Source organism: Stenotrophomonas sp. (assembly GCF_036662295.1).
Classification (GTDB): domain Bacteria; phylum Pseudomonadota; class Gammaproteobacteria; order Xanthomonadales; family Xanthomonadaceae; genus Stenotrophomonas.
Genome location: NZ_JAVWXA010000006.1, coordinates 1 through 12,816 on the forward strand (window position 1 = coordinate 1; position 12,816 = coordinate 12,816).

The 12,816-nt window shown below is 70.7% G+C and carries 11 protein-coding genes; 5 read left to right on the forward strand and 6 right to left on the reverse strand.

Annotated elements, in window-relative coordinates; all coding sequences use genetic code 11:
- Together RSA25_RS02165 and dtd are read right to left on the reverse strand one after the other, a co-directional pair.
- A partial coding sequence (locus tag RSA25_RS02165) for a sigma-70 family RNA polymerase sigma factor (protein WP_332807280.1) occupies window positions 1-1,376 on the reverse strand: 1,376 nt, incomplete at its 3' end.
- 89 nt (window positions 1,377-1,465) lie between these two features.
- On the reverse strand, window positions 1,466-1,906 hold the full coding sequence (gene dtd / locus RSA25_RS02170) for a D-aminoacyl-tRNA deacylase (protein WP_332807281.1): 441 nt from the start codon (window positions 1,904-1,906) through the stop codon (window positions 1,466-1,468).
- Between the two features lie 86 nt (window positions 1,907-1,992).
- Here dtd and RSA25_RS02175 point away from each other — a divergent pair, with 86 nt between their 5' ends.
- The 4 genes from RSA25_RS02175 (at window position 1,993) to RSA25_RS02190 (ending at window position 6,296) form a co-directional block, all read left to right on the forward strand.
- Entirely contained in the window at window positions 1,993-2,910 is a 918-nt protein-coding gene (locus tag RSA25_RS02175; RefSeq protein WP_332807282.1) for a lauroyl acyltransferase, read from the forward strand.
- A gap of 68 nt (window positions 2,911-2,978) precedes the next feature.
- Window positions 2,979-4,115, forward strand: coding sequence for a GTP cyclohydrolase II RibA (ribA, locus tag RSA25_RS02180; protein ID WP_332807283.1), 1,137 nt, complete (start codon window positions 2,979-2,981; stop codon window positions 4,113-4,115).
- A 58-nt stretch (window positions 4,116-4,173) separates the two neighbouring features.
- Window positions 4,174-4,734, forward strand: coding sequence for a PH domain-containing protein (locus RSA25_RS02185; protein ID WP_332807284.1), 561 nt, complete (start codon window positions 4,174-4,176; stop codon window positions 4,732-4,734).
- A 14-nt stretch (window positions 4,735-4,748) separates the two neighbouring features.
- Window positions 4,749-6,296 carry a PH domain-containing protein gene (locus RSA25_RS02190; protein WP_332807285.1) on the forward strand — a complete coding sequence of 516 codons (1,548 nt, stop codon included), beginning with the start codon at window positions 4,749-4,751 and terminating at the stop codon, window positions 6,294-6,296.
- A gap of 147 nt (window positions 6,297-6,443) precedes the next feature.
- Here RSA25_RS02190 and RSA25_RS02195 read toward each other — a convergent pair whose 3' ends face one another.
- Window positions 6,444-7,502 (reverse strand): CDP-glycerol glycerophosphotransferase family protein, encoded by a 1,059-nt coding sequence (locus RSA25_RS02195; RefSeq protein WP_332807343.1) that lies wholly within the window; start codon window positions 7,500-7,502, stop codon window positions 6,444-6,446.
- Here RSA25_RS02195 and RSA25_RS02200 point away from each other — a divergent pair.
- Complete coding sequence (locus tag RSA25_RS02200; protein ID WP_332807286.1) at window positions 7,501-8,319, forward strand: glycosyltransferase family 2 protein; 819 nt, start codon at window positions 7,501-7,503, stop codon at window positions 8,317-8,319. The genes RSA25_RS02195 and RSA25_RS02200 overlap by 2 nt on opposite strands.
- Here the strand turns inward: RSA25_RS02200 and RSA25_RS02205 are convergent.
- From RSA25_RS02205 to rsmB, 3 genes are all read right to left on the reverse strand, one after another.
- Window positions 8,304-9,536, reverse strand: a complete 1,233-nt coding sequence (locus RSA25_RS02205) for an O-antigen ligase family protein (protein ID WP_332807344.1) — start codon at window positions 9,534-9,536, stop codon at window positions 8,304-8,306. The two genes, RSA25_RS02200 and RSA25_RS02205, sit on opposite strands and share 16 nt — an antisense overlap.
- A 189-nt stretch (window positions 9,537-9,725) precedes the next feature.
- Window positions 9,726-11,450, reverse strand: coding sequence for a glycosyltransferase family 39 protein (locus RSA25_RS02210; protein WP_332807287.1), 1,725 nt, complete (start codon window positions 11,448-11,450; stop codon window positions 9,726-9,728).
- A gap of 24 nt (window positions 11,451-11,474) precedes the next feature.
- Window positions 11,475-12,815, reverse strand: a complete 1,341-nt coding sequence (gene rsmB / locus RSA25_RS02215) for a 16S rRNA (cytosine(967)-C(5))-methyltransferase RsmB (protein WP_332807288.1) — start codon at window positions 12,813-12,815, stop codon at window positions 11,475-11,477.
- Between the last annotated feature and the right edge of the window lies 1 nt (window position 12,816).

The following is a 12,816-nucleotide window of genomic DNA, read 5'->3' on the forward strand; positions in this document are numbered from 1 at the left end:
TCGATCATGTGCACCGGAATACGGATGGTGCGCGCCTGGTCGGCGATCGAACGGGTGATGGCCTGGCGAATCCACCAGGTGGCATAGGTCGAGAACTTGTAACCGCGACGGTATTCGAACTTGTCCACGGCCTTCATCAGGCCGATGTTGCCTTCCTGGATGAGGTCGAGGAACTGCAGGCCGCGGTTGGTGTACTTCTTGGCGATGGAGATCACCAGGCGCAGGTTGGCCTCGACCATTTCCTTCTTGGCCTTGCGCGCACGCGCCTCGCCGTAGGCCATGGCACGGCTGATTTCCTTCAGCTCGTCCAGTTCCAGCCAGGTGGTCTTTTCGATGTCCAGCGTGGCCTGCTGCTCGGCGATGATCTGGTCCTTCACATCGCGCAGGGCCGAGGACCACTTCTGCTTGCGCTTCAGTGCGTCTTCCACCCACTCCAGGTTGGTCTGGTTGCCTTCCCAGGACCGGATGAAGTCCTTGCGCGGCATGCGCGCGGTCACGGTGGCCAGGTTCAGCACGCGGCGCTCGTGGGACTTGATGTCGGCCATCACATCGCGCAGCTGCTTGACCAGCACGTCGGTCAGCGGCAACGGCAGCTTCAGGGTGACGAACACAGCGGCCATGTCATCGCGCAGCTTGGCCAGCGGCTTGCGGTCGCCCTTGGCGGCGGCCTTCTTGAACGCGGCATAGGCCTCGCCCAGCGCCTGCATGCGGCGCGCCACTTCTTCCGGGTCCGGACCGGTCGGGCCGGCTTCTTCTTCGACGTCGTCGCCGTCATCGTCTTCGTCGGCGTCGTCATCGGCGTCGTCGCTGGTGTCCTCGGCCACGGCCGGGGCCGGCACTTCTTCCACCAGGTCGTTGAAGCCGACGATCACTTCGGCCAGGCGCTTCTTGCCTTCCTTGTGCGCTTCGTAATCCGACAGCAGCGATTCCACCGACACCGGGAAGGTGCCGAGGGCCGCCTGGACCTGGCCCAGGCCTTCTTCGATGCGCTTGGCGATGGCGATTTCGCCTTCGCGGGTCAGCAGCTCCACGGTGCCCATTTCGCGCATGTACATGCGCACCGGGTCGGTGGTGCGGCCACCTTCGGTATCCAGCGCGCTCAGCGCGGCGGCGGCTTCTTCAGCGGCGGTATCGTCAACTTCGCGGTTGCCGGTGTTACCGTCATTGAGAAGCAGGGTTTCAGCATCGGGCGCTACTTCATGGACATCAATGCCCATGCCGTTGATCATGCCGATGATGTCTTCGATCTGCTCCGGGTCGACGATGTCGTCGGGCAGGTGGTCATTGACTTCGGCGTAGGTCAGGTAGCCCTGTTCCAGGCCCTTGCTGATCAGAAGCTTGATGTCGTTTTGCTGGGCAGGACGTTCGTTGGCCATGTAGTGCTCGCGCCACCGGCAGGGAGAGGAATAGAACCTAGCATTATACCAGCCCGTGGCCCTGCCGGCCCGGGCGGTGGTCCCGGGGGTCAGGGTCTGAGCAGGAAGGTCACCGGACCATCGTTGATCAGGCTGACAACCATATGGGCACCAAACCGGCCCGTTTCCACCCCCGCAGCGTGTTTTTGCCGGCAGATCTCCACCAGTCGGTTGAATCCGCGTTCAGCCTCCGGCGGTGGCGCCGCCGTGCTGAAACCCGGGCGCATGCCGCTGGAGGTGTCCGCGGCCAGGGTGAACTGGCTCACCAGCAGCAACCCGCCGCCGGTCTCGGCCAGCGACCTGTTCATTTTCCCGCCCTCATCGGCAAATACACGGTAACCCAGCAGCCGATCGGCCATCCGCGCGATCCGGGCCTCGCTGTCGCCGGGCTCCATGCCGACCAGGGCCAGCAGTCCCGGGCCGATCCGGCCCACCACGGTGTCCTCGACGGTGACACTGGCCTGGCTGACACGCTGGATGAGAACGAGCATGGAAGAGGGTCCGGTTGCGGGGGGCAGCCACCTTAACGCGCACGGGCGGCCACGGGGAACGCGGCCAGCGGCTAGACTTCACGGTGATGAAACCGCATACCAAAGCCGCCCTGGCCTATCGCGCCGCCGCCCTGTTCACCCGCCTGCCCTGGTCCTGGCTGCGTGGCTTCGGCGCCGCGCTGGCCGGGCTGTGGATCCGTCTCAATGCCCGTGAGAGCCGCGTCACCCGGCGCAACCTCGAACTGGCCTTCCCGGACATGGACCCGGCCCGCCGCACCGCCCTGCACCGGCAGGTGCTGCGCTCCACGGCGATGCAGGCGGTGGAAACCCTGCGCCTGTGGACGCGGCCCCGCGAGGACAACCTGGCCTGCCTGGTCGAACGGCATGGCGAGGCGCTGTATGACGCGGCGCTGGCGGCCGGCAAGGGCGTGATCGTGGCCGCCCCGCACCACGGCAACTGGGAACTGCTCAACCAGTGGCTGGCCTCGCGTGGGCCGATCGCGATCGTCTACAAGGCGCCCGATGAAGCGGTCGGCGACGCCTTCCTGCAGCAGGTGCGCGGCGGCGACAACGTGCGCCAGGTCCGTGCCGAGGGCCCGGCCGTGCGCCAGTTGTTCAAGGTGCTCAAGGACGGCGGCGCCACCGGCATCCTGCCCGACCAGCAGCCCAAGGCCGGTGACGGCGTGTTCGCGCCGTTCTTCGGCGTGGAAGCGCTGACCATGACCCTGGTCAACCGGCTGGCCGAACGCACCGGCGCCACCGTGCTGTATGGCTGGTGCGAGCGGGTGGGCCCGGACATGCAGTTCGCCCTGCACATCGAGCCGGCCCCGCCGGCGGTGGCCGACCCGGACCCGCGGGTGGCGGCCACCGCGCTCAATGCCGGGTTGGAACGGATCGCCCGCCGCGATCCCAGCCAGTACCAGTGGACCTACAAGCGCTACACCCTGCGCCCGCCGGAAAGCGGTGAAGTGGACCCTTATGCCACCGAGGAACATCCGCACTGAATGCGACGCTGTGTCGCGCCCCGGCGCGATTGGAATGCGCGCCCTCCGTCCCCATTGTGGAACCCACGATGTCCCCCACGGCCCCTGCCATGCCTGACCCCGCTTCCTTCCTGTTCGGCGACCCGGCCGCGATCCGCTGCGAGCGCGCGGTGGCCGAACTGCGCGCCGGCCGCCCGGTGGTGATCGATGACAGCCAGGGCCAGCGCCTGGCCTTCATTGCCCTGGACAGCAGCACCCGCAGCAGCTTCGGCGCCTTTGCCGAGGCCGCCGGGCAGCGGCATTACCTGTTCCTCACCGCCACCCGCGCGCGGGTGCTGGGCGTGGCCGCCGAGCATGGCGCACGGGTGCCGCTGGCCGGGATCGATTTCGATGCCCTGCCCTCGCTGAGCTACCTGCGCGAACCCGAGCCGATGCCGCCGGGCTGGAGCGCCGGCCAGGCGCTGGACCACGGCGCGGTGGAAGTGGCGCGACTGGGCCTGCTGCTGCCGGCCATGGTGGGCGTGCTGCTGGACCCGGCCGACACCCGCTTCGCGGGCTGCGCGCAGGTGTCGCTGTGCGACCTGCAGCAGGGCGCCGAGCAGGCCGCCCACGCCTACGAACTGGTGGCGCGCTCGCCGGTGCCGCTGCGCGAGGTAGGCATGACCGAGTTTGCCGTGTTCCGCGGCGGCGTGGCCCAGCGCGACCAGGTCGCGATCATCGTCGGCAACCCGGACCTGTCCGGCGTGGTGCCGGTGCGCGTGCACTCGTCCTGCCTCACCGGTGACCTGTTCGGCTCGCTCAAGTGCGACTGCGGCGACCAGCTGCGGCGCGGCCTGCGCAAGCTGAAGGAACTCGGCGGCGGCGTGCTGCTGTACCTGGACCAGGAGGGCCGCGGCACCGGCATCGCGGCCAAGATGCGCGCCTATGGCTACCAGCACGACGGGCTGGACACCATCGATGCCGATGCGCAGCTCGGCTTTGGCGCCGACGAGCGCCGCTACGGCAGCGCGGTGGCGATGCTGCAGGGGCTGGGCGTGAGCCGGGTGCAACTGCTCAGCAACAACCCGACCAAGGCCCAGCGCCTGCGCAATGCCGGCATCGACGTGCTGGGCTGCGTGCCGGTCACCGGCGATATCACCCTCGAGAACGAACACTACCTGCGCACCAAGGCCGAGCGCGCCGGCCACCTGCTCGACGTGGACGCGCTGATCCAGGCCGCGCAATAGCGCACGGCAACCTGCTACCGTCTGCGCGACGGGCGCCGCACAGCCGACCACGCCCGGTATGCATTCCCTTGCCGAGCGCCCTGCCTTGCCCGACGCCATCGACACGCCCGACGTTGCCATCCCGCCCCCGCTGCCGCCGTGGCGCCACACGCCCCAATGGCAACCGCTGCCGCTGCGCGCGGCCAGCATCGCCGCCCTCGCCGGGGCGATCGGGGGCACGGCGCTGATCGGCGGCGCGTGCGCGGTGGGCTGGATCGTGCTCGACCTGCCGCTGCGCTGGTACGGCGCGGCCGCCATGCTGGTGCTCGGCGGGCTGATCGGCGGGGCGTTCGGCTTCCGTCGCCAGCGCCGTACCTACTGGCGGCTGGACGAGGCCGGGCTGGGCATGCGCCGTGACCTGATGTGGCAATTGGAAACCCGCGTGCCGATCTCGCGCGTGCAGCACCTGGACCTGCGCCGCGGCCCGATCGAACGCGGCGCCGGCCTGGCCACGCTGGTGGTGCACACCGCCGGCAGCCGCTTCAGCGCGGTGACCCTGAGCGGCCTGGATGCCGGCGATGCCGAACACCTGCGCGACACGCTGGCCCGCCAGCTCGACCAGGACGACGACGCCCTGTGAGCGAGGGACCGCCGATGGAAACCCGCGCCGTCGAGCCCGCGCAGGAGCAGCGCCTGCATCCGTGGTCGTGGCTGTTCGTGCTGATCATGCAGATGCGCCAGTTCCTGCTGCCGCTGGTGGCGCTGCTGGTGTTCGGCAACCGCGGTGACCGCGACGAGATGTGGTCCTACTTCGCGGCGGTGATCGTGCTCGCGGTGCTGGTGGGCACCTCGATCCTGCAGTACCTCACCTACCACTACCGGATCGGGCGCGATGGCATCAGCGTGCGCAGCGGGGTGGTGTCGCGCAACCGGCGCGAGATCCCGTTCGCGCGCATCCACAACGTGGTGGTGCACCAGAACCCGCTGCATCGCCTGTTCGGGGTGGCCGAGCTGCGCCTGGAATCGGCTGGCGGTGCCCGCCCCGAAGCGGAGATGCGCGTGCTCAAGCTGTCCCAGGCGCTGGCCCTGGAGCAGCTGGTGCGCCATCGCGGCCAGGCGCCGACCGCGCCTGCCGATGCGGCGGCCGACCCGGCCATGGGCGACCCCCTGACCGCACCGGTGGCGGCATCGCCAGGCGAGACGGTGCTGCTGCGCCTGCGCACGGCGGAGGTGATCCGCATCGGCCTGCTCTCCAATCGTGGCTGGGTGGTGGTGCTGGCGGCGCTGGGCGCGACGATGCAGCTGTTCCCGCGCGGCACCATGTCCGATGCGATCGAACAGGGCGGCCGCCAGGCATTCGGCTACGCCAGCCACCTGCACCCGGCCACCTGGGTGTGGGCGGTGCTGGCGCTGGTCGGCGTGCTGGCGTTCTGGTTGCTGCTGCGGGCGCTGTCGGTGGCGCTGGCGCTGTTGCGCTACCACGGCTTCCAGCTGAGCGAGCACGAGCGGCGCCTGACCGTGGTGAGCGGCCTGCTCACCCGCCTGCGCAGCAGCGTGGCACGCCGTCGCATCCAGGCCTGGACGCTGCGCGAGAGCCCGCTGCAACGCTGGGCGCGGCGCCGCCAGCTGCGCATCGACATCGCCGCCGGCGCCGCGGTGGAGAACGAACGCCGCGACCTCCGCGAGCTGGCTCCGCTGGCCACGCCGGAGGCCTGCGACGCGTTGGTGCAGCGCCTGCTGCCGCAGTTGCAGTGGCCGCCGGCGCAGTGGCAACCGGTGCAGCGCCGTGGCTGGTGGCGGCTGTGCCTGCCGGCACTGCTGTGGCTGCCGGTGGTGGCGGCCGCGGCGGTGTGGCAGCAGTTCCCGATGGGCGCGCTGATCCTGCTGTGGTTGCCGTGGTCGGCCTTCCGCGCCCACCGCCAGATGGCCCGCATGGGCTACCACCTGGACGACCAGTACGTGGCCGTGCGCGGTGGCTGGTGGCAGCGCTGGTGGCGGTTTGCCGAGCTGGACAAGCTGCAGTCGCTGCGCCTGAGCCGCTCGCCGCTGGACCGCTGGCTGGGCACCGCCAGCGTCTGGCTGGACACCGCCGGCGCCGGCGGCAGCATCGCCCTGTGCCTGCGTTACCTGCCCGAAGCCGACGCCCGCGCCGTCTACGCGCAGCTGGGCCAGGCCCTGGCCAGGCGCCGCCTGCACTGGTGATGGCGCGGCCACGCATGGCGTGGCTCTACCCCCATCGTGCCGACGCGCCCGGTCGCGTAATCCCGATGCACCCGGTAGTGCCACGCCATGCGTGGCAACCTCAACCAACCCAACCCAACCCACCCGCGCCCGCCCGCCAACCGCTCCTTACCGCTTCGCCGGCCCCCAATACCCCAGGTCCCGGCGGATCTGCAGGCCGCGCGTCCACGCCCCGAACGGCTTGCGCTTGAGCACGCCCAGCTCGCCGGCCAGGAAATCCTCGGTGGCCGCGATCACCCGCTCGCTGGAGAACCCGTCGCGATAGGGATGGATGGTGTCGGCATAGCGCTGGATCTCGGCCATCAACGCCGGCTCCGGCGCCAGCGCGCGCGCCAGCATCGCCGGCAAGTCGTCGGCCTGGTCGAAGTCGATCATGTGCGGCTGCGGCACCCGGTTGCGGAAGGTCACCACCGGTTTGTGCTGCACCACGAACTCGGACACGATCGAGGAGGTGTCCGACACCAGCACGTCGGCCGCGCGCTGGGCTGCCATCACCTGCTCGGGCTCGACGAAGGCCGCGTTGGCCCCGGCCAGCGCCCGGTAGCGCGCGAACAGTTCCTCGCTGCATTTGGGGTGCAGGGTCAGCAGCCAGTAGTGGTCACCGCGTGCGATGGACGCGGCGATCGGGTCGTACAGGTGGGGGGCCGCGCTCAGGCGCTCGGTGAAGGTGGAACCGAACAGAATGACCGGGCGTTCGCCGGCCGGTGCGCGCAGCGCCGCACTCGCGCCGCCGTCATCGCGGAACAGCGGGTCCAGCTTCGGCCAGCCGGTCTGGGCGACGGCGAAATGGCCTTCGCGCGCGGCCAGCTCGCGGAACGGCGCGGTGGTGGCCGGCCCCTGCGTGCAGTACAGGTCGAACAGGCCGCGCACCCGGAAGTGGCCGCGCGCGCTGTCGCGCTTCTGCACGTTGAAGCCGTGGAAGACCTGCACCTTGGCCCCGGCGATGAACGGCGGCACCCAGTTGGCCGCGCTGAACACCGCGCGCGGGCGCAGCGCCAACGCTTGGCGCAGGTCCACGTTGGGCACCCCGGGCAGCTGCGATCCGGCCGCGCCATCGGCGAACCAGGCCGACACCGACTGACCGGACGCGTGCAACGCCTGGGCCAGTGGGGCGAGAATGGGCAGCGCATAACGCTCCGTCGCAAACAGCAGGTACTCGGCCATCATGTCCTCCACGACCGCTCCCACTGAACGGCCTCGCATCTCGGCCTGCATTATCGCGTTCAATGAAGCCGACCGCATCGGCGATTGCCTGGCCTCGCTGGCCTTCTGCGACGAGATCATCGTCGTGGACTCCGGTTCCACCGATGCCACCGTGGCGATCGCGACGGCCGCCGGGGCCACCGTGCTGCTGCGGCCCTTCGACGGCTTCCGCAGCCAGAAGGCCTTCTGCGTGGCGCAGGCCCGCTTCGACTGGGTGCTGTGCCTGGATGCCGACGAGCGCATCAGCGATGCGCTGCGCGCCTCGATCCTGGCCGCCCAGGCCGACGGCTTTGCCGGCCACCACGGCTACCGCTTCGCGCGGCTGTCCGAGTATTTCGGCAAGTTCCTGCGCCACGGCAATGCCTACCCCGACCGCGTGCTGCGCCTGTTCGACCGCCGCCACGGTGGCTGGCGCGGCGCGCGCGAGATCCACGAGGCTGCCAGCGTGGACGGCCCGACCGGACGGCTGCACGGGGATCTGATCCACTACCCCTACCGCTCGCTGGAGCAGCAGCTGCTCAAGACCCAGCGCTATGCGCGGATGATGGCCGAGCACGAGTTCGCCCGCGGCAAGCGCGCCACCCTGGCCAAGCTGGTGCTGGCCCCGGCCTGGCGGTTCTGGCGCGGGCTGGTGTTCCGCGGCGGTTTCCGCGATGGCTGGCACGGCCTGGTCTATGCCTACGTGCGCGCCAACTACGTGCGCCAGAAGACCATCATGCTGTGGATGCTGCAGCACGGCCGGCCGGTGACCGACCCGCCGCGCGATCAGCCCGGCGCCTGACCCGCCGCCCCGGCGCTGGCCTGGGCCAGGGCATGCCGATGCCGGTGGCCCTGCAGCACCGACAGCCCGGCCAGCAGCGCCACGATGGTGACGTAGAAGCTGGCCGTGATCTGGTGCGCGAACATCGACTGGGTGATGCCGCACAGCACGTAGGCCACCACGATCATGATCCCGGCCGCGGCCGGCCCGCGGAAGGTGCCCTGGCCACTGCGCCGGTGCAGCCCCCAGAACACCCACAGCGGCACCCCGTAAACGGCCAGCAGCAGCAGCAACCCGGGCAGGCCCTGGGTGGCCGACCATTCGGCAAGGTCGTTATGGGCGTGGCCCAGGTGGCAGCGCAGCTCGCCCGGATCATCGCGGCACACCGGCAGGCGCTGCATGGCGCTGTCGAAATGGCCGATGCCCACGCCGGTCAGCGGGTGGTCCATGAAGGTCTCATAGGCCACCTGCAGCCGCTCCACGCGCGCGCCGGCCGAGGAATCGCTGTCGCCGCGCTCCATCCGCACCACGTCATGCTTGAGTTCGGTCAGCCGCACCTGCTCGCGCAGGCCGGGGATGGTCAGCGCCAGTGCGGTGGCCACTGCCAGCAGGGTCACCAGCACCCCGAAACGGGCCGGTCCGGTCCGCCAGCGCAGGCTCATCGCCATCACCGCCAAGAGGGCTAGCAGGGCGAGCCACACCCCGCGGCTGCCGCTGAGCACGATGGTGGCGCAGCCGGCCAGCATGCCCACGATCACCCAGGTCCAGCGCCGGTGCGGGCGGCAGAACACCAGCAGCACCATCAGCATCAGCACGATGTCGGCCAGCACGATCGCATTGGTACTCAACTCGGCCCGCGGTGCGCCGCCAGCCACCTGCACGATGGCCAGCACCAGCGTGCCCAGCAGGCCCACCAGGGCACCGGCCCACAGCCAGCGCAGGTCCGGCCGGAAGGCACACACCCACAGCGCCAGCCACGGAATCACCGCAAAGCGCGAGCGGTTGTCGATGTCGCGCAGGCCTTGGTCGAAGAGCACCATCGACAACAGGCCGAAGCCGATGGCCGCCAGCATCATCCAGGTGAGCAGCGCCACCGGCCGGCCGGCCAGCGCACGCGCGCGCCACAGCAGCTCCGGCGCCAGCAGCGTGCTGAGCAGCAGCACGATGCCGTAGGGCAGCAGGTTCTGCGGCACGGTGAGGATCAGGGCCGGCAGGCAGAACAGGCCCACGTTGGCCATCTGGTGGGCGATGCGACCACGGCCGTGCAGCGGTGGCAGGAGCGGGTCGGCCAGCGTGGCCGCGGTGTCGTCGTGTTTCATTGCCTCTCTCGACCAGACACAGGCAGGCAGGCGCGCGCGCTGTTCGGACGCGACCGGCGTCCCCGGGCAGGGTGCATGCGCGTTGCGGCGCGCGGCCCCTCATGCGGCTCAATCCTCATCGCCATCGATCCTGTGCAGCGCGCGCTCGCGCTGGGCCTCGGCAGCGGTGGCCACGCACGGTCCGCGGATGTCCGCGGCCTTCACCAGCCACCAACGGCGGCGGTTGGCGACCCCGGCCAGGGTGGCGCTGTCACGGTCCACGCAGCCCAGCAGCGCGTCTTCCTGTACGACCAGCCAGCGCCGCGCGGGCTGCGCGGCCTGCCAGGCCACGCCGTCGCGCAGCTGCCGGTCCCAGCGCCGGTTGAAGCCGAACGTGGTCGCCGGGCGGTCGGCCATCAACAGGTTCTGTTCCTTCCAGGCCACCAGCCCCAGCTCGGCATCCGGGCCGATCCGCTGGCCGATCTGCTGCATCAATCCGCGCGCGGAGCTGGAATCGTTGAACAGCGGATACCCGACCAGCCCATAGGCCACCCAGGCCATCGTCAACGTCGCCACCGCGGCCAGGTGGAAGCGGCGCGCGCCGGCCACGCACAGGCTGGCCACCGCCCAGCAGCCCAGCGCCACGCCCACCCAGCCCAGTGCCGAGGTCAGCGCGGTGTCGATGCCGCGCTCGATGATCAGCCGGCTTTCAAAGCCGGGCTGGCCGGTCAGCATCGCGATACCCGCGCCCAGCAGCCCCACCGCGAGCAGGGCCACGAAGCCACCCAGCAGCCATTGCACCCCGCGCCGGCGCAGCAGGCCCGGCAGCAGCGGGGCCAGCGCCAGGCAGAACATCGGCAGCGCCGGCAGGATGTAGACGTCGCGCTTGCCGTGCGGGATCGAGAAGAACAGCACGATCAGCAGCCACCAGCCCAGCAGCACCAGGTAGCGCGGGTCGCGCCGGCGCAGCCGGCGCCACCAGGCCGGGATCGCCCACGGCAGGGCGAGGATCGCCGGCACCCACATCGAGGGCATGGTGGCCAGGAAGTACCACCACGGCTGGTGGTGGTCCCAGGACTGCGCATAGCGCTTGGCCGTCTGCCGGAACAGGATGTCGTCCATGTAGGCGCGGTACTCGGCCGAGCCGCTGCCGGTGGCGGTCAGCACCATCGGCAGCAGCCACAGCAGCACCGGCAGCGCGAAGGCCAGCGGCCCCAGCCAGAAGCGCCAGTCACGCACATGCAGGCGCACCCGCGACCAGCCCAGCAGGGAGGCCAGCGCGGCCGGGGCGATCATCAGCAGCGCCAGCACGCCCACGCCCTTGGTGATCACCCCCAGCCCGGCGGCGAACCAGCCCACCCACCACCAGCGCCACGACGGCCCGCACAGCAGGTGGCGCAACAGCCCGTAGTTGGCGGCGGTGATGAAGAACACCACCAGCGGGTCGATCTGCGCCTTCTTGGCCTGGAAGGTGAAGTGCACGGCAAACAGCAGCGCCCAGGCCGCATACAGCCCCACCCGGCGCGTCCACAGCCGCCGGCCCAGGTCGTAGACGCAGGCCAGCGTGCCCAGCGCGGCCAGCAGCGAGGGCAGCAGGAACGCCACCCGCCAGTTGCCGAACAGGCTGTAGAAGGTCGCCTGCGCCCACATCAGCATCGGCGGCTTGTCCGAGTACAGCTCGGTGCCGCGATGCGGGAACAGCCAGTCGCCGCTGAGCACCATCTGCTTGGCGACCAGCGCAAAGCGCGGCTCATCGGACGGCCACGGATCGCGCAGGCCCAGCCCGGTCCCCAGGACCAGCAAGGCCATCAACGCAAGCAGCCAGAACTCTCGGGACGCGCGGTTATTGAGCATGGGACGCATGGCAGACGGTATCGATCAGCCCTTTTTTAGCAGACGCGCGTAGAAGAAACCGTCAGCACCGGCCTCGCCGGGCAGCCGCTGGCGCCCGGCCCAGGAGTCGTGGCCGAAGCGCTCATCCAACGGCAGGAAGCCTGCGCGGGGGGTGCGCTGGAGGAAATCCTCGACTTGGAACTGGTTCTCTTCGCGCAGGATCGAGCATGTCGCATACAGCAGCGTGCCACCCGGGGCGAGCATGCCGAAGCAGGCATCGAGCAGCCGCGCCTGCAGCGCGACCAGTGCCGGGATGTCGGTCGGGCGTCGATGCAGCAGCACGTCCGGCTGGCGGCGGATGATGCCGGTGGCCGAGCACGGCGCGTCCAGCAGGATCGCGTCGAACGGCTGGCCGTCCCACCAGCTGGCCGGATCGGTCGCATCGGCGGCCAGCACGCGGGCGTGGGCGCCCACGCCGGTCCGCGCGAAGGTCTCGCTGATCCGCTTGAGCCGGCGCGGGTCGATGTCCAGCGCCAGCAGCTGCAGGGTGGGGTCGCGCTCGAGCAGGTGCGCCGACTTGCCGCCCGGGGCGGCACAGGCATCGAGCACCCGCGCGCCCGGGCGCGGGGCCAGGGCGTCGGCGACCTGCTGGGCCGACAGGTCCTGCACCGACAGCGCGCCGGTCGCAAAATCCGGCAGGGTGGACACCGCCACCGGCACCGGCAGGGCGATCGCCTCGCTGCCCAGCGGCGAGGCCTCGGCGGCGATGCCCGCGGCGGCCAGCTGTTCCAGCATCGCCTCGCGGCTGCCCTGCTGGCGGTTGACGCGCAGCCACAGCGGCGCGGCCACCAGGCTGGCGCTGAACACCGCCTCGGCCTGTTCGGGCCAGTCCTGTTCGATCTTCTCGGCCATCCAGTCCGGGAAGGCCTCGCGCGCCGGACGTGCCGGAATGCCGTCGCGCTGGGCGCGGCGCAGCAGCGCGTTGACCATGCCGGCCTGGCGGTCGCGGCCCATCGCGCGGGCGGCGTCCACCGTGGCCGAGAGCGCCGCATGCGCCGGCAGCTGCAGCGCATCCAGCTGGGCAAACCCCACCAGCAGCAGCGCGCGCAGTTCGTCTTCGCGCACGCCCAGCGGGCGCTGCATCCACTGCGCCAGCGCGGCGTCGTAGGCGCCGCGGCGGCGCAGCACGGCAAAGCACAGCGCCTCCAGCAGCGCGCGGTCGCGGCTGTCATCCAGCTCAGGCAGGGCCTTGGCCAGCTCGGCCTTGAGCGAGCGGCCACGGCCGATCACCTGGGCCAGCACCTTGGCGGCCAGTACGCGGGTCGGCACGCCCGGTGCCATCGCCGCGCGCGGCGCGGCCTGCTTGTCCTGCGGGGTCCGGGTCATC

Excerpts from the sequence above, each read along its gene's own strand:
- dtd (WP_332807281.1), bottom strand. The coding sequence starts at position 1,906 with ATGCTCGTTCTCATCCAGCGTGTCAGCCAGGCCAGTGTCACCGTCGAG.
- RSA25_RS02175 (WP_332807282.1), top strand. The coding sequence starts at position 1,993 with ATGAAACCGCATACCAAAGCCGCCCTGGCCTATCGCGCCGCCGCCCTG.
- ribA (WP_332807283.1), top strand. The coding sequence starts at position 2,979 with ATGTCCCCCACGGCCCCTGCCATGCCTGACCCCGCTTCCTTCCTGTTC.
- RSA25_RS02185 (WP_332807284.1), top strand. The coding sequence starts at position 4,174 with ATGCATTCCCTTGCCGAGCGCCCTGCCTTGCCCGACGCCATCGACACG.
- RSA25_RS02190 (WP_332807285.1), top strand. The coding sequence starts at position 4,749 with ATGGAAACCCGCGCCGTCGAGCCCGCGCAGGAGCAGCGCCTGCATCCG.
- RSA25_RS02200 (WP_332807286.1), top strand. The coding sequence starts at position 7,501 with ATGTCCTCCACGACCGCTCCCACTGAACGGCCTCGCATCTCGGCCTGC.
- RSA25_RS02195 (WP_332807343.1), bottom strand. The coding sequence starts at position 7,502 with ATGATGGCCGAGTACCTGCTGTTTGCGACGGAGCGTTATGCGCTGCCC.
- RSA25_RS02205 (WP_332807344.1), bottom strand. The coding sequence starts at position 9,536 with ATGGCCAACGTGGGCCTGTTCTGCCTGCCGGCCCTGATCCTCACCGTG.
- RSA25_RS02210 (WP_332807287.1), bottom strand. The coding sequence starts at position 11,450 with ATGCTCAATAACCGCGCGTCCCGAGAGTTCTGGCTGCTTGCGTTGATG.
- rsmB (WP_332807288.1), bottom strand. The coding sequence starts at position 12,815 with ATGACCCGGACCCCGCAGGACAAGCAGGCCGCGCCGCGCGCGGCGATG.